Genomic DNA, 15,698 nt, shown 5'->3' on the forward strand with positions numbered 1-15,698 from the left:
CTGCGTAATTAAAATCTCCCAAGTTTAACTGTACGGATTTGACGGCAGGGGTCATGGTTGAGATTGAAGACGAATGCTTAGATGTGGCCGTTGCTAGACGTACACTGGTCAATTTACCGGATAACTGGGAGGTTGATTACCTTGAACGCGGTCATCACCGAATTGCCCGTAGTAGTGATATCTGGTATCACTTAGTTCATCTGTGTGAAGATCCTATTGTCTGGATGGATGACGCGACATACCATGGGGAAGACTAAGTATAGTCCGTACTCTGAGTAGTCAAAATATAGCTGTTGTTACGCATTGTTAGAAAACCCATACAACTAAGCTGTCTGGGTTTTTTTTAGACTCATAAGTAGTGATATAATGCCGTGATAATTGATGCTTTATAAAGGATAACGTTATGGTTCGTACCGCTAGCGCATTACACATTTTAGTAAAAGACAAAGAGCTGGCGCAGGATATTATCGCTAAGCTGAAAAAAGGCGCTCAGTTTGATGTACTGGCCAAGAAGCACTCAACCTGCCCGTCAGGTAAAAAGGGCGGCAGCTTAGGTGAGTTTAAAAAAGGCCAAATGGTAGGGCCCTTTGATAAAGTCTGCTTCAACGGCGAGCTGTTTACTCCGCATTTAGTCAAAACCAAATTCGGTTGGCATGTGGTAAAAGTGCTTTATAGGAGCTAAGCGTTCAAGTCACAGATGGCTCAGAAGGTTTAAGCGGTTATTAATAGACGCTACACACAAAAAAGCCAGACAACCTCAGTCGTCTGGCTTTAATATTTTGAATAATTTATCTGTGATTATGCTCCCGCCATACAGCATGCTCACATACCTCACAGCACCAACGCTCTTTTGAGCGCATATAAGGAATATCTGCTGGCACTTCTAAAGGACAAACAGTGCAACAGTACTCACAGCGAACATCATCTAAATATGCAAAACACTGAGCTATAGTCTCAAACAGTAATTGCGAGCTAATATTATACTTCTCACAAAGTGTATTGACGTGTTTAATGTAGCCACCTTGATTTGCAAAGGCCCAGTAATCCTCGCATATTTTAATATCATAGGCATTCTGCGTCATATTAGGTTGAAGTTTTACACTCATGATATTCTCCTTAAGAGCCATAGGCCGTTTGCGGTAGACGCCTATAAAGCTCGCTCTGCAGCTGCTGATACATTTCATCAACAAGATAATCAGGATTGTCATCCAAGCGCTGCTGTACCCATACTCGCAGTGCCATATGATTATCAAAACAAGATTTCACTCCTAAGAAACGCGCTAACCCCTTACCAGATTGAATACAAAGCTCACGAATGAGCGTATTAGCAATTTCATTGGCATCCTCACTGATAGCACCATCCCGTTTGAATTCAGCAAACAGCTCTTCGTAATTGATGATTTTCATTGTGACGTCTCCTTGTCCGTTTGAGCATTTGTGGTTAAGCCTTTAGTCTCAGAGCCATTCGATGCTCCTATGAGCTTCTCCTTACTTGCTAGCAGTAAATTATCTATTGCTGAGCCGTCTTGACGAGTCACATCAGGAACATAGCGGCTATACACCCGAAACAGCATCTCCGTACTACTGTGACCCATCTGCCGTGCTATCCATTCAGGATTTTCACCAGCGGCTAGCCAAAGCGTTGCTGCCGTATGCCGAGTCTGATACGCGCGCCGATGTTTGAGACCGAGTAGGGCGAGCGTGGGTTTCCATATCCGCCGGTTCACATTGCGATACTCCAAAGGATTGCCTTGTGAGTTGCAAAATACAAACTCCGACTTGCCATAGGTGACCGCCTTTTGATCTTGCAGTGCGTTATATACTAACTGCGACATCGCAATCTCTCGCTGTGAGCCAAGCGTCTTTGTCGGACCCATCTCACCATTGACTAATGCACCGCGAATACGAATCTCACGCCGATCAAAATCAACGCAGTCCCACTTTAGTCCATCAATCTCACTGGTACGCATTCCCGTAAAAAACCGAGTCGTATAATAGGGCTTATAGTCAGCGCGAACATGCTTTAAAAACAGCCACACCTCTGTTAGCGTAAACGGATTGACATCAGGACGAGATTGCTTGAGCGTCTTGATGTTCTTATAAGGCATCTGAAACTCATAGCGATCAGCCGCCTCTTGTAGTATCATACGTAGTGGTACCATGATCTCGTTGATCCGTGCTACTGACAGACTTGACTGGGCATCTTTACCGTAGCGGACTTTGGCGAGTGAGCTACGAAAAGCCAGCAAGTCTGTTTTTTTTATGGCATGGACCGCTTTGCCACTAAACTCAGGTAACAGATACTTATTAAGGATAGTCTGAACTTTATCTTGATAACTCGGTCGCCACTCAATCTTTTTCTCCTCATACCAAATATCAGCGAACTGCTTAAAGGTAGGATTGCGACTGATACAAGCCTCTGCTCTATTAGCCAATGCTGTCATTTCTTTGGCACGTTCACTCTTTGGGAAGTAAGCGGCATAGTCAAAAATACCTAGGGTAATTTCAGCTTCCATTTTCTCGATGATTTTAGCCAGCTTCTTTCGATTAGCTGGAGTGTTTTCTAGAGTGGTTTTTTCTCGACACCTTACTCCTAAGTAGCGGAAATCTACTACTAGTTTGCCGAATCGTCCTCTCATAGTCGCCATGATAACTCTCCTTGTTTAGGTATATTACTGAAGGGCCATACCATTGATAGCGCTCATAACGGGCTTGCACATATCCTCTTCGATACGCTCCCAAACGTAGAGAATCTTACGACCACCGAAAGGGCGGATGTAGTGAATATTCTCAATCAGCACCGTGTCCTTGAGCTGGTTACGAATGGTACGGGGGTCGTATTTGATACGGTCAGCTAGCTCATCCGTTGTTAAGTAAGTGTTGCTCATAGTATTTACCTCTTTTCAGTTATTAAGTCATTGCATTAAGTGATAGAATAAAAGTTATTTCATCAACCTGTAAAAATGTATCTTGAAGTAATCAGCAATAAATTACCCGCTTAGAGGTATTTATTAACCGATTTGTGTAATATATTACCTTTTTACTTCAATGTAAAGCATTTTTACCCGAAAAGAGGTAATTATTTTGATTGTATCCAGACTCCCTGTTATTTTGGCCGAAAAAAAATTACGTGTAGCAGACGTAGTAAGAGCAACTGGCATGAGCAAATCAACGCTTCATAAGCTATATAACGAAGAGTCATCAAGAATTGATTTCAATACGATTGATCAGTTATGTGAATTTTTAGACGTGCAGGTGGGTGACTTATTTGTTTATAAGCCAAATACTAAAGATGATAATGAAGAATGTTGAGGGTCTTTAAAACTTAGAATAGATACGTAGAGAAATAAGTTACAGAATCTTATTTATATTATTCAATTTTTCACGTTTTGGTCACGCTATGAGCTCAATTTATCTAAAGATGAAAATTGCAAGTTGGGGTCAACTATAGAATCTGTATTTATAGCGTGGGCACGAAATGGTCACGTTTTGGTCACGCTGCTGATTTTCGAGCTTTTAATATGTTAGATAAACTTAACAGTTAGACTGAATAACTAATACTGAAAAACGCTACAAACCCCGAAAAATGGACAAAAAAAAGCCTCACTATTAAGTGAGGCTTTTTAAATGTTTGGAGCGGGATAAGAGATTCGAACTCTCGACCCCAACCTTGGCAAGGTTGTGCTCTACCACTGAGCTAATCCCGCTGATTCATCGTTTGATTAACTATCATCAGATGATGAAGGCGTATTATACGCGGTTTTTTTGTCCTGTCAACTAAAAAATGACAGAGTGGCAAATATTCGCTTATGAGTCATCATATTTAGTATAACAGAGAGCCCAGTGCCAAGCGATATGGTTAAATCATACTATACGTACGTAGTAGTGGCTATTTGAGATATCTAGCCCTAAGGTACGTTTAGCTATTACCATGTACAGATATCAGCCTATAGACATCAGACGTCTATCCTTCAACGGTCGTTACAACTCTGCTATATTTATCATAGAGTCATTCTTAAATTTATGAGTGCCTAATCGTTAGTTATCAGTCATCAGAAGGGTCATAGTTTCAAGGAGAGTGTCATGCGTTTACTATTTGCTGCAAGCACAATATCAAATACCTATCCCGTCGGTTATTTATGGACATATCTGGGAGTTGTAGTATTAACGATTAGTACCCTTATCTTTAGTACTACTATTCAAGCGAGCAGTGGCTATACGTCCGATTATGCCACTCGAGAATTGGTTGCCAATCCTGATAACTTTAAGCGTATCCGTATTAATGGTAGAGGTGTCTCAGAGGCGGTAGCACCCTGTCCTGTCGCTGAAGGGATCATCGTTTGTACTTTAGCTAAGCTGTCCTTGATTAATCTACCGGTGAGAAGCGTGCATGAAGACTATGATTTAGCGCAAGTGTTTTATTACCCTAACACTGAGCAGCCCACTACGGCAGTTGTCATCATGCAAAAAACAGGCTTGATGGATGATAGTCTCAGCGGCCATAGATATCGGGTGAGTTTTAAGCTTGAAGAGGATGATAAATCAAATGCCACTTGGAATTTTGTCCAGTATGGCGAACAACTCCAGTGTGCAAGGGGTGATATGGCGGGTAAGTGGCAAAAGGGAGACTGTGTATAGTGAGTTTGGTATAAAACGACATAGGTTCTAATTTTGTAAAACCAAGCGCCAGTAGCGACACTAGTATGATAGCTTGTTGTGATAATAAAAATGAAACCGTCAAAAATAAGTTTACTTAATTAAAACTGCTATCAATACCTGTAAAGGACTATAACAATGACAACTAATACCGTGGCTGAACCTTATACTATCGCTGACTATCTATTTGAGCGTATTGCTGAAGCCGGTGCCACCGAAGTCTTTGGGGTGCCAGGCGACTATAATCTAGCTTATCTTGATAATATTATCGACTCTGATCAGCTTTGCTGGGTAGGTAATACCAATGAGCTTAATGCCGGCTACGCCGCTGATGGTTATGCGCGAGAGCGTGGGTTTGCCGCACTGGTCACAACTTTTGGAGTAGGGGAGTTATCGGCTATCAATGCGACCGCCGGCTCCTTTGCAGAGTATGCGCCAGTATTGCAAATCGTAGGCACACCGACTATGCAGCAGCAACATGACAAGCGCCGACTGCATCATTCGTTGGGAGATGGCACTTTTAACCAATTTATAAAAATGGTTGAACCGGTCACTGTCGCTCGCGCTCAGATTACGCCTGAGAATGCCGCTTCTGAGATTGATCGGGTGATACGTATGGTACTCAAGAAGCACCGCCCGGGCTACTTGATGCTATCGCCTGATGTCGCCGCTTTGCCTATTTATCCGCCGACGACTAAACTCGATGACAGTCAAGAGGACATGACTAGTCAAGCGGCGCTAGAAGCTTTTAAAGCGTCCCTAATTGACTTCTTACCTAATAAGACCACTACGATTATCGCTGATTTAATGGTACATCGCTTGGGTCTGCAAAATGAGCTTAAAGCTTTAATTGCAGATACTGAGGTGCCTTATACCACGCTATCCTGGGGCAAGACCTTGCTTGATGAGCAAGACGAGCGCTGGGCGGGGACTTATGCAGGCGACGCTTCACGGCCGGTGGTGAAAGACGCGGTAGAGAACTGTGAGTGCCTGATCAAGATTGGCGTGCAGTTTACTGACACGACCACTGCTGGGTTCAGCCAAGACATCGATGATGAGGTAGTAGTCGATTTGCATTATGAGCGAGCTAGTATCGGCGGCCAAAACTTTGCACCCATCGCGCTCAAAGACTCACTGCAAGCCTTGCATGATGTCATGACTTCTGGAATTGAGATTGCGCCAAAACCTCTCAGTGCAGAGGTGCATGCCTTTGAGCAACAAGGCGGCGATGATAAGGCGATTCGTCAAGATGACTTGTGGCATATCGTAGCTCAGCATTTACAATCGGGTAATGTGGTATTTGCTGATCAAGGAACGTCTTATTTTGGTATTAGCGAAGTGCGCTTGCCAGAAGGGGTGACTTTTTATGGTCAGCCTTTATGGGGCTCGATTGGTTATACGCTACCGGCCAGCTTAGGCGCTAGTGTCGCTTCAAAAAACAAGCGTAGTGTACTGCTCATCGGTGATGGTTCAGCACTGCTCACGATTCAAGAGATAGCAATAATGCTGCAGCAGCGCACTAACCCTATTATCGTACTCATTAATAATAGCGGTTATACCGTCGAGCGCGCGATTCATGGCGAAAATGCTCGTTATAATGATATTCCTACCTGTGAATGGCAGCTGATACCGAAAACATTCGGCGGTAATGCAGATAATAGCTTATCACTGAAAGCGACTACCGCAGGCGAGCTTAAAGAAGCACTGAACACGGCAATGGCGACTACTGACAAGCTTATTATGCTCGAAGTCATGACAGATAAGCATGATATACCGCCAATGCTAGCCAAAGTCAGTGCCGCATTGAAGTAAATATAGCTTCGCTACTGAGGTTATATCGCGAGGTTGTATTAAGTAAGGAGCTATGAGATTGGCGGTTTATGTAGATTTTGTGAAGATTGAGTTTAGAGGTTATCAGTGGTGCCATATGCTAGCTGATAGTCTACAAGAGCTGCATGAGTTTGCTACGCTCATCGAGATTGATCCGCGCCTCTTTCATCGCAATGCTAGCTATCCGCATTATGATATCACCGTGCAGATGCGCGAGGCTGCTTTGGCTAATGGTGCTATCAAAGCCACAAGAAAACAAATTATCGATGCCGCCAAGAAGCTAAAGCTTGAGTTAAACCAAGCTTAACGGCTTTTTTATTCAAAAAAACCTGCTTTATTCTCAGCATAATAGTGAGAAAAAGCAGGTTTTTAAGGTTTATCTCTTAAGGGTATCTAAGGCCACTAGTCTGGCATATCCGCTAATTGCTTAAGGATGCTAGTAAAATTCTCAACCCCTTGCGCGCCACTGACCAGATGTCGCTCGTTGAAGACAATAGCGGGTACGCCTTGCACCCCTTGGCGCTGCCAATGCTGCTCTATCTCGCGCACATCAGGTGCAAAGCGCTGATCTGCTAGTACCGCTAACGCTTCTGCGCGATTAAGACCAGTCTCTGCCGCTATATCAGCGAGCACCTCATTATCAGACAGATTGCGCCCATCGGTGAAGTGCGCGGTAAACAGTGCTTGCTTTAGCTCATACATTTTTCCTTGCGTTTGTGCCCAATGCAGTAACTGATGCAGATTAAAAGTATTATGCATACGCAGCTCGTCAGTGAAGTTAAAGTCAAAGCCGACCTCAGCGCCCGCTTCTGTGATTCTAGCGCGGCTAGCGTCTGACTCTTGCGGAGTTGAGCCGTATTTTTCTATGATATGCTCACGCATATTTTGTCCCTCACTTGGCATGTTAGGGTTCAGCTCAAACGGATGCCAATGAATTTCATAGTCGGTATCAGTCTGCTTTAGGGCTTCTGCTAGTTGTTTATAGCCGACCACGCACCAAGGGCAGACCACGTCTGAGACAATATCGATTCGAAGAGGCTTATTAGTCGTATTCATCAGTTATCCTTATATTTTTTACTTTATTAGCGGCTGACTATATAACTGCGAACGATACGACTCGTTTTCAAGACTGCCGGTTTATACTTATTAAGATCATCTACTTTATATGCCTGTAGTATAAAACCTTTGACGGACTGTTTACTGCTGAACGCTATTAAATGGTAGCGAAACGAGCCAATAGCAGTCATTTGCACGCAGATTTGCTATCATAAGCGCTACTATTTATAAGGTTTTATTATCGAGCCGCTAGGATAGCCCCTAGTATTTAACTCATAAGTATTTAGCTCACAAGTATTTCGTTATTGGCAACAGACTGTAAGCACAAAAAAGCTAAATAGAGCAGTTATGTTTGGCTAAAAAGTAATGCTTTTTTATTTAAAGGTGACATATGAATCAAGTTCAACCTAGGGTAGCGCCGCTAAACAAATGGCCTATGATTAGCCGTGTTTTTCATTGGATAAGCGCACTGTTATTATTAGTGACATGGGCGCTGATATTTCTTTATGACAATACTGATGACTCGTTTTATATCGGTTTGCATAAAGCGTTTGGGTTAAGTTTATTGTTTTGGATGCTGGCTCGAGTGATTAGCCGAATATTCACAAAAGCACCACCTGCCGCGCCAATGCCAAAATGGCAACATATCATTGCTAAGTTCACCCACTTTGCACTTTATGCGCTACTGATAGCGATGCCGGTAGTCGGACTGTTGATGTCTGTTTATGGCGGCCGAGCCGTTGACATGTTTGGCTTGTTCGAAATTCCGGTGTTCGTTACCCCAGATCGCGGTTTGGCGCGCACCTTTAATGATTGGCATACAGAGATCATTTGGCCGCTGATTCTTGCCTTTACTGCCGCTCACATTGGCGCGGCGCTATACCATCAATTTATCCAAAAGGATAAGCTGATAAAGCGTATGTGGTAGCGCTGATGACGTCGTTTATAATGATTGACTGATGTTTTGCTAAATACTGTTTGGGGTAGTGATCGTTATGCGTACCAAAAAAGACCGTATTCGGCATACTTTAAGCTTTGAGATTATCGGGTTGCTCATCTTTGCGCCATTGGCAAGCTTGGTCTTTGGCTTTGAGCTGCATACGATGGGCGCTATAGCGCTAGTAGGCTCTCTTGTCGCGACGGTATGGAACTATTTTTATAACATCTTATTCGACAAGGCCATGCTAAAACTGCGCGGTAGGGTACAAAAAACCGTGCCAATAAGAGTGCTACATGCCATTTTATTCGAAGGCGGTTTGCTGTTACTATTTCTGCCATTTATAGCGATATATCTAAACATTAGCCTGTGGGAAGCGTTTAAGATGGATATTGCGATGGCAACCTTTTATCTTATATATGCTTTTGTATTTAACTGGGTCTATGACCAAGTCTTTCCTATACCTAATACGGCAGCGGCTTAGGCCGAGCTTAGCGTTTCAAGTTTTTTCGATGAGTGTTGTATGATAAATAAAAGGGGTTTGCTTATTGGGCAAACCCTTTCGTCATGACACCATTAACTAAAAACTTGTCTTGAGCGGTTAATTGGATTACTTGGCAATAGCCGCTTGGCTGATACCATCAAGGGCTTTAGCGATATTGGCCAGCTGTCATAACTCATTAAACTTGTCTGTTTAACACAACCCTCATAGCAAGCTTCTAGCGGATACGTTTAGCTAGTCAAGGATAGGTAATGTCACCAAAAATATTGACGCACATCTCAACCCAACTGGCTTTTGTGATAGCGGCTATCGTCATCGCTATCATGGGCGTGACTATGATAGGGTTTGGCTGGGTGCCGCATCTATCTTTGCTACTCGCTATTTGCGTCTTATTAGCGATCGGCTTATTTAAAGGATTGAGCTTCGATGATATGCAAGCGCAAATGGCCTCAGGTGTCATGCGTGGTATCGGTGCAATCTATTTGTTCTTTTTTATCGGTCTAATGATAGCGGCTTTGATGATGTCGGGGGCGATACCGACCTTAATGTATTATGGCTTTGAGCTGATATCGCCAGAGTTTTATTACCTCTCTGCTTTTGTTTTAACCTCAATTATTGGCGTGACTTTAGGCAGTAGCTTAACGACTGCGGCGACTTTAGGAGTGGCGTTTATTGGTATGAGCCATGCTTTTGATGCCAATGTCGCTATTGCTGCTGGGGCAGTGGTATCTGGGGCGTTTTTTGGCGATAAGATGTCACCTTTGTCTGATACCTGTACGATTGCCTCCTCAGTCGTTGGTATCGATCTGTTCGAGCACATTCGTAATATGATGTACACCACCGTACCGGCGTGGTTATTGACGGTTCTGTTGTTTTGGTTCTTATCGGAAGACACGGCAGGCTCTAATCTGAGCCAAGTGACGCTACTACAAGCGCAGCTGATTGAGAGCGGCTTAGTGCACAGCTACGCAGTATTGCCTTTTGTCGCTTTAGTTGGACTAGCGGTCTTTCGTGTTAATGCTATCTATACGATTATTAGCACGATCAGCGTGGCGCTACTGATTACTTATTGGCATAGCGCACCAAGCTTTGGGGAGCTTGGCGGTTATCTGTTTGGCGGTTACGCGCCTGCAGAGTCGCTAGCGCTTGGTGAGGTTGCTGGCATGCTCTCACGCGGCGGCGTACAAAGTATGTTCTTTACCCAAACGATTGTAATATTGGCGCTGAGTTTAGGCGGGCTGCTGACAGCGCTAGGGGTGCTGCCGGCGCTATTATCAGGAATCAAAGCGTCTTTGACCTCATCAGGACGAGCGATATTTACCGCTGCCATGTCGGCGCTGAGTATCAACGTACTGATTGGTGAGCAATATTTGAGTATTTTAATCTCGGGGACGTCTTTTCGCTCGACCTTTGAGCGCTTAAACTTGCATCCCAAAAACCTCTCTCGCACCATTGAGGATGCCGGTACCGTTATCAATCCGCTAGTGCCTTGGAGCGTCTGCGGCGTGTTTATTAGTCAAGCGCTAGGGGTGCCTGTCCTTGATTACCTGCCGTATGCTTTTTTCTGTTATCTGTCGTTATTATTGACGCTCATTTTTGGCTTCACCGGCGTGACTATTAGTCCTGCCAAAAGTACCGAGCCTAAAACTAAAGCAGTTTAAGCCTAAGACTAAAATGGTTTAATCAAGGCAGCTAAGATACCGCTTAGTACTACTACCGCTTAGTACTAAGACTTAGCCTCAATGTCACATAATATATAGCATGTTAATATATGTTATTGTATATTGATGAGGATTGAATTCCTGTGTTATCTTCAAAGGTAGTTATCATTTATATTGCTTAAGGAGATATCGATGCTGTTTGAAAAAATAAAAACCCCGGGGCTCTCGCACCTATCCTATCTATTTGGCTCGAACGGGCAAGCGGCAGTGATTGATCCACGTCGCGACTGCGCTATTTATATCGAAAAAGCACGAGCCGCTGGGCTTAAGATTACCCATATATTTGAAACGCATCGTAACGAAGACTTAGTCTCAGGCGCGCCTATATTAGCAAAGCTTACTGGTGCAAGCGTCTATCACGGGCCTAATCCAGAGCGTGAAGTCGTTTATGCACAAACGGCGCGGGAAGGCGACTGTTTTGCGATTGGTCAGCTTGAGATACAAGTGCTAGAGACTCCTGGTCATACCTTTGATCACCTGGCCTATGTGATGTTTGATAGCGCTTATCCTACCAAGGCTGTGGGCGTATTTACTGGTGATGCGCTATTTGTCGGTGATGTGGGGCGCACAGATTTTTATCCTGACAAGCGCGAAGAGGTCGCCGGTCTGCTTTATGATTCGCTACAAAAAATCCTAGCCTTAGGCGATCAGGCGATGATCTATCCAGCTCACGGTGCCGGTTCGGTTTGTGGCTCAGGCATGGCAGATCGTGAGTTCTCAAGTGTCGGCCATGAGAGATTAAATAACCCAAGGCTACAAATCGAGAGCCGAGATGAGTTTATCCAAGCGAAGATTAACGAGAATCATTACCAACCGCCTTATTTTAAGCTCATGGAACGCCTTAACATGGATGGAGGCGATGCCGCGCCGCGCATTATGCGCCCCGTCAATTTGTCGCTTGACGAAATCAGCAGCTCTGAAGCCGATCACCTGATAGATATTCGCGAGCCACTTGCTTATGCGGCTGGCCATCTACCGGGTTCTATGAGTCTACCTGTTGGGATGATTTCTGCTTTTGCAGGTTGGTTCATCGCTGAGGGCGAGAGCATAGCGCTGATTGCCTCGGATGAGGAACAGCTAGCGACGGCGATGACGCATCTTGTGAGAATTGCTTTGGATAATATTGTAGGCGGTTATGTCGGTGTCATTTCCGCGGCCAAACAAGGCAAGAGTATGGAGCAGACGCCGATGATAACGACCGAGGAAGTCAAATCGCGTCTTGAAGGTCATGCTAATACTAAAGCTAGCAAGGCTTGGACATTACTTGATGTCAGAGATGTTAATGAGAGAAACGAAGCTGCGATAGATGAGTCTGAGCATATCTATGTCGGTCATCTGAACGAGCGTTGGCGTGATCTTGACCCACAGGAGCATTATACCTTGATGTGTGCTAGTGGTCAGCGAGCGACAGTCGCGGCAGGGTGGCTAGCAAGCAAAGGTTTCAAGTATCTCGATATTTATCTTGGCGGAATGAGTGCTTGGCAGGCTGAGCAAGAGTAATACTTATGAGCTTATGTTAACTAAGTAGGCTGTACTATCATATTGACTAGTAATGCGCTAATTTACTTTAGTAAAAAAAGCATACCAAAGCTTGCGGCCTTCTGCATTAAACTGACGCACAGTATCAAAAAAGCGCTGCCGGGCGGATTCTTCGACTAAAGGTGCGGGCAATAAAGGATCAAAAACGACATTGCGAATAGCAAAATCGCCAAGAAGATAAGCGTCACGCAGCGCCGTTTCATTATCGAGACTATGCTGAGTCTTCTGCCAGTCGCTCAGCTGATTTGATACTTTCTTATAGTGTGCTTCGAGTTGCATCTGCGCCCACAGGCCAAGTGACTTCTTTTGTCTATCTTTATCAAAGTGGCTGGCTTGAAACACTGCAGCTTCAGGCTCTAGTTGCAAATCGAATAGCCGTGACCTTATCCCTTCAACACCGCCGCTCAAGTTATTAGGACGAATATAAAGCCCAGCATCTAGCTCACGAAAGCCTAATAAGGAAAGCGCTCTCATACGGGCGCGCAGTATTTTGCGATCGCTACGCGGCAGCCCGCCGGTAGTGACCGCTATCCATGAGCTATCCCATGCTGTAACGCGCTTATCCGCGTGCTCCCAAGCGGCAACGTCAGCGCCTAACTTCTTAGCTTTTGGGCCTAAGCGATAAACAGCAGCATCCACCGCCTCTACCAATTCCGCTTGCGTCAAACGAGCCATAGTCACTCGTATATTGTTTTCCTTGATCGCAAACAGCCTGCCAGCACGAATGATCTCCGCTATGCTCAGCGTCTCCTTGTCAGCCACTGTCAGTAAACGCAAAATGAGAGGGCGAGCGGCTGGCCATTGGTAATTACATTCTTTGACAAGATGTGATTTCATATGTAATACTCTGGGTTGAGTCATTTATTATTAAGTTGCTTATTATAATCAAATACAGGACATTATAAGCATTCAGTAAGATAAGTGATAAGTAACAAGGATAGTTAGCCAAATATTATGAAGGATTGCTATGAAAAATACCGAGCAGACGTCAACGACCCATCAATTCAGCACCCATGAAGTCAATAATCAACCTACTGCTTTAGCGAATTATAACGCTTGGGAGACCGATGATGCGCTAAAAGAAGCTGTCATTCGCGAAGGCGCATCATGGGCAAGCGATCATCTGAGCGAGTTTGGCGCCCGTACTGGTGGTGATATGGTAGACAAAGGCTTTGCTGCCAATGAAAACCCTCCTAAATTTTGCCCCTTTGATCGCTATGGTCACCGTATAGACGACGTCGAGTTTCATCCTGCCTATCATGAGCTAATGACAGCGGGCGTATATTATGGCATGAGTAATTTTGCTTGGCGTAACGAGAGTCGCCAAAGTGCGCATGTGGCGCGAGCGGCCATTATGTATTTAGGCTCACAAGCAGAAGCCGGTTTTGGCTGTCCGATGTCGATGACTTACGCCGCGATTCCGGCTTTGCGTCATAACACAAGGCTCGCTGAAAAGTGGATACCAAAACTGCTATCGACAGAATATGATCCTCGTAGCTTACCTATGGAGCAAAAGAGCGGCTGTACAATTGGCATGGGGATGACCGAAAAGCAAGGCGGTTCTGACTTACGGCGCAACAGCACCAAAGCCGTTAAGCAAAGCGATGCTAGTTACCAAATCATTGGGCATAAATGGTTTTATTCTGCGCCTATGTCTGACGCTCATTTAGTACTCGCGCAGTCTGAAAACGGGCTTAGCTGCTTTTTAGTACCAAGGTTTCGCCCTGATGGCACGCTCAATGCCGTACGGATTCAGCGTTTAAAAGACAAGCTTGGCGACTGGTCGAATGCTTCCTCCGAGGTAGAGTTTGCCGGTGCTTTTGGCGAATTAGTAGGAGTAGAGGGCAGAGGTGTTGCCACTATCATTGAGATGGTAGCCTTAACGCGGCTCGATTGTATGATAGGGTCAGCCGCGCAAATGCGGCAAGCGGTCGTGCAGGCGATTCACCATACTTCTGGACGTGAGGCTTTTGGTGATTTACTAATCAATCAACCGCTTATGCGCAATGTGCTTGCTGACTTGGTATTGGAGTCTGATGCGGCATTGGCCTTGACTATGAGAGTGGCGCGCGCCATTAGTCTGCTTGAGACCGACTCACATGAGGCTGCGCTGGCTCGCATCGCCACTGCCATTGGCAAATATTGGATATGTAAGCGTACGCCCGTGTTAGTCAACGAGGCACAAGAGTGTCTCGGCGGTATTGGTTATGTCGAAGAAAATATTATGCCGAGACTTTATCGTCAGGCACCGCTCAACTCAATTTGGGAAGGTAGCGGCAATATCCAGTGCTTAGATGTGCTACGTGCCTTAAATAAAGAGCCGGCTACTCGTGAGGCGTTGTTTACTGAGCTGCAAAGTGCGGCTGGTAAAGACAGTTATTTTGATAAAGAGCTTGGGCAACTAGCAAGTTATTTTGAAGAGGTAGAGACATTAGAGTTTAGAAGCCGCTACGTCATCGAGCGCTTGGCGTTGATGCTGCAAGCTTGTATCCTGCTAAATACAGAAAATAAAGACATAGCAGCAGCGTTCTGCCGCTCACGTTTGGGCGGCGCGCACGGACTGGCGTTTGGTACGCTCAGTCCAGATGCACCCATAGATCAGCTGATCGAACGCGCTGCGGGTGCCACAAAGTCTATGGCTTAGCATTTTTTACTAGCTACTTAGTCAGCTCGATAGTACCGTTAGCGGTAACAGAGACGGTACTATTACCTGATTCAAAATTTTGACTTGGTACCGAAGACTCAGCATCAGCGGCGCGCATGCTGCTATACATTGGACGTGGGTAGTCGGTGTTGCCAGCATTGAGGTTGACGCTGACCACGCGATAACCGCGCGCATCCCAAGCACGAGTGAGGTTTTTGGCCTGTTGCTGAAAAGCGCGAGACGCTTCCGTCATCAGTTTTTGCTCTAGCGCATCTTTTTTACTTTCTGAGACACCAAAGTTTAGATTATTCATCACTAAGGTTTCTTGCAAGTCTGCAATAAGCTGGCTTGTTGCGGTGAAGTCGGTGCTTTTTAGATCGATATTAGCTTGACCGGTCCAGCCGATGATTTTGTCGTTTTTGTCGTAACGTGGATAAGTGTGCTGCTGGCCAGTACTGACGGTAACGCTAGGGTAGCGCTTAGCAATTGCAAGTGCTCTATTGATTGACGTGTTCAATGTTGTAGCCAAAGCCTTAGCATCGCTCGCTTGTGCCTTTTTATACAGGCTTGCGCGCACTTCGTCATTGGCAATGTCTTCTTTAACTTGCGTCTCAAAGGTAAGCTGATCATAACCGGAGGGTTCAGCGTGGGCGACGCTCATCGCTGCACTCAATAAAAAAGCACTGCCAGTTATGAAAGCCAGTTTATTCGTTAAGTTTTTCATCGTAACTCCTTATATGAATAGTTTTTAAAAGCATATAGGGCGTGTTGAACATTCGACCATGGCACTGACAGAGACTATTTTTTAGGCGA

The 15,698-nt window shown here is 45.0% G+C and carries 18 protein-coding genes and 1 tRNA gene; 11 read left to right on the top strand and 8 right to left on the bottom strand.

Annotation, left to right across the window (positions count from 1 at the left end; genetic code table 11):
- Positions 1 to 53: 53 nt before the first annotated feature.
- Together I3248_RS11110 and I3248_RS11115 are read left to right on the top strand one after the other, a co-directional pair.
- The gene (locus I3248_RS11110; RefSeq protein ID WP_238063792.1) at positions 54 to 257 is read left to right on the top strand and encodes a hypothetical protein; all 204 of its coding nucleotides are present in this window, start codon (positions 54 to 56) and stop codon (positions 255 to 257) included.
- A gap of 146 nt (positions 258 to 403) precedes the next feature.
- The gene (locus I3248_RS11115) at positions 404 to 682 is read left to right on the top strand and encodes a peptidylprolyl isomerase (RefSeq protein WP_238063793.1); all 279 of its coding nucleotides are present in this window, start codon (positions 404 to 406) and stop codon (positions 680 to 682) included.
- A gap of 106 nt (positions 683 to 788) precedes the next feature.
- Here I3248_RS11115 and I3248_RS11120 read toward each other — a convergent pair whose 3' ends face one another.
- The 4 genes from I3248_RS11120 to I3248_RS11135 are packed head-to-tail and all read right to left on the bottom strand — an operon-like array spanning position 789 to position 2,888.
- Positions 789 to 1,106, bottom strand: a complete 318-nt coding sequence (locus I3248_RS11120) for a hypothetical protein (protein ID WP_238063794.1) — start codon at positions 1,104 to 1,106, stop codon at positions 789 to 791.
- A gap of 10 nt (positions 1,107 to 1,116) precedes the next feature.
- Positions 1,117 to 1,407, bottom strand: coding sequence for a hypothetical protein (locus tag I3248_RS11125; RefSeq protein WP_238063795.1), 291 nt, complete (start codon positions 1,405 to 1,407; stop codon positions 1,117 to 1,119).
- A complete protein-coding gene (locus tag I3248_RS11130) occupies positions 1,404 to 2,648 on the bottom strand; it encodes a tyrosine-type recombinase/integrase (RefSeq protein ID WP_238063796.1) in 1,245 nt (414 codons plus the stop codon). The genes I3248_RS11125 and I3248_RS11130 overlap by 4 nt, the downstream gene beginning before the upstream one ends.
- Before the next feature lie 24 nt (positions 2,649 to 2,672).
- Positions 2,673 to 2,888, bottom strand: a complete 216-nt coding sequence (locus I3248_RS11135; protein WP_192994003.1) for a hypothetical protein — start codon at positions 2,886 to 2,888, stop codon at positions 2,673 to 2,675.
- 196 nt (positions 2,889 to 3,084) lie between these two features.
- Here I3248_RS11135 and I3248_RS11140 point away from each other — a divergent pair, with 196 nt between their 5' ends.
- The gene (locus I3248_RS11140; protein WP_238063797.1) at positions 3,085 to 3,312 is read left to right on the top strand and encodes a helix-turn-helix transcriptional regulator; all 228 of its coding nucleotides are present in this window, start codon (positions 3,085 to 3,087) and stop codon (positions 3,310 to 3,312) included.
- Positions 3,313 to 3,632: 320 nt separating this feature from the next.
- On the opposite strand, the gene I3248_RS11145 is transcribed toward I3248_RS11140, so the two are convergent.
- Positions 3,633 to 3,707: transfer RNA gene (locus I3248_RS11145), tRNA-Gly, on the bottom strand.
- A gap of 376 nt (positions 3,708 to 4,083) precedes the next feature.
- On the opposite strand from I3248_RS11145, the gene I3248_RS11150 reads away from it, so the two are divergent.
- From I3248_RS11150 to I3248_RS11160, 3 genes are all read left to right on the top strand, one after another.
- Positions 4,084 to 4,638, top strand: a complete 555-nt coding sequence (locus tag I3248_RS11150; protein ID WP_238063798.1) for a hypothetical protein — start codon at positions 4,084 to 4,086, stop codon at positions 4,636 to 4,638.
- Positions 4,639 to 4,809: 171 nt separating this feature from the next.
- Positions 4,810 to 6,468 carry a thiamine pyrophosphate-binding protein gene (locus I3248_RS11155; RefSeq protein WP_346268429.1) on the top strand — a complete coding sequence of 553 codons (1,659 nt, stop codon included), beginning with the start codon at positions 4,810 to 4,812 and terminating at the stop codon, positions 6,466 to 6,468.
- Positions 6,469 to 6,526: 58 nt separating this feature from the next.
- Positions 6,527 to 6,793, top strand: a complete 267-nt coding sequence (locus tag I3248_RS11160; protein WP_025646835.1) for a DUF4031 domain-containing protein — start codon at positions 6,527 to 6,529, stop codon at positions 6,791 to 6,793.
- Positions 6,794 to 6,888: 95 nt separating this feature from the next.
- Here I3248_RS11160 and I3248_RS11165 read toward each other — a convergent pair whose 3' ends face one another.
- Positions 6,889 to 7,542, bottom strand: a complete 654-nt coding sequence (locus I3248_RS11165) for a DsbA family oxidoreductase (protein WP_238063801.1) — start codon at positions 7,540 to 7,542, stop codon at positions 6,889 to 6,891.
- Between the two features lie 391 nt (positions 7,543 to 7,933).
- On the opposite strand from I3248_RS11165, the gene I3248_RS11170 reads away from it, so the two are divergent.
- From I3248_RS11170 to I3248_RS11185, 4 genes are all read left to right on the top strand, one after another.
- Positions 7,934 to 8,470 carry a cytochrome b gene (locus tag I3248_RS11170; protein ID WP_238063803.1) on the top strand — a complete coding sequence of 179 codons (537 nt, stop codon included), beginning with the start codon at positions 7,934 to 7,936 and terminating at the stop codon, positions 8,468 to 8,470.
- A 67-nt stretch (positions 8,471 to 8,537) separates the two neighbouring features.
- On the top strand, positions 8,538 to 8,963 hold the full coding sequence (locus I3248_RS11175; RefSeq protein ID WP_238063805.1) for a PACE efflux transporter: 426 nt from the start codon (positions 8,538 to 8,540) through the stop codon (positions 8,961 to 8,963).
- A gap of 269 nt (positions 8,964 to 9,232) precedes the next feature.
- The gene (locus tag I3248_RS11180) at positions 9,233 to 10,642 is read left to right on the top strand and encodes a Na+/H+ antiporter NhaC family protein (RefSeq protein WP_238063807.1); all 1,410 of its coding nucleotides are present in this window, start codon (positions 9,233 to 9,235) and stop codon (positions 10,640 to 10,642) included.
- A gap of 192 nt (positions 10,643 to 10,834) precedes the next feature.
- Complete coding sequence (locus tag I3248_RS11185) at positions 10,835 to 12,202, top strand: MBL fold metallo-hydrolase (protein ID WP_238063809.1); 1,368 nt, start codon at positions 10,835 to 10,837, stop codon at positions 12,200 to 12,202.
- A 57-nt stretch (positions 12,203 to 12,259) separates the two neighbouring features.
- Here I3248_RS11185 and I3248_RS11190 read toward each other — a convergent pair whose 3' ends face one another.
- Positions 12,260 to 13,078 carry a PaaX family transcriptional regulator C-terminal domain-containing protein gene (locus I3248_RS11190; protein ID WP_238063811.1) on the bottom strand — a complete coding sequence of 273 codons (819 nt, stop codon included), beginning with the start codon at positions 13,076 to 13,078 and terminating at the stop codon, positions 12,260 to 12,262.
- A 130-nt stretch (positions 13,079 to 13,208) separates the two neighbouring features.
- On the opposite strand from I3248_RS11190, the gene I3248_RS11195 reads away from it, so the two are divergent.
- Positions 13,209 to 14,885 carry an isovaleryl-CoA dehydrogenase gene (locus I3248_RS11195; protein WP_238063813.1) on the top strand — a complete coding sequence of 559 codons (1,677 nt, stop codon included), beginning with the start codon at positions 13,209 to 13,211 and terminating at the stop codon, positions 14,883 to 14,885.
- A 13-nt stretch (positions 14,886 to 14,898) separates the two neighbouring features.
- On the opposite strand, the gene I3248_RS11200 is transcribed toward I3248_RS11195, so the two are convergent.
- A complete protein-coding gene (locus I3248_RS11200; RefSeq protein WP_238063814.1) occupies positions 14,899 to 15,609 on the bottom strand; it encodes an SIMPL domain-containing protein in 711 nt (236 codons plus the stop codon).
- Positions 15,610 to 15,698: the final 89 nt, after the last annotated feature.

Origin of the sequence: Psychrobacter sp. Ps3, from assembly GCF_022129275.1 — a bacterium.
In the GTDB taxonomy this organism is placed as follows: Bacteria; Pseudomonadota; Gammaproteobacteria; order Pseudomonadales; family Moraxellaceae; genus Psychrobacter; species Psychrobacter submarinus.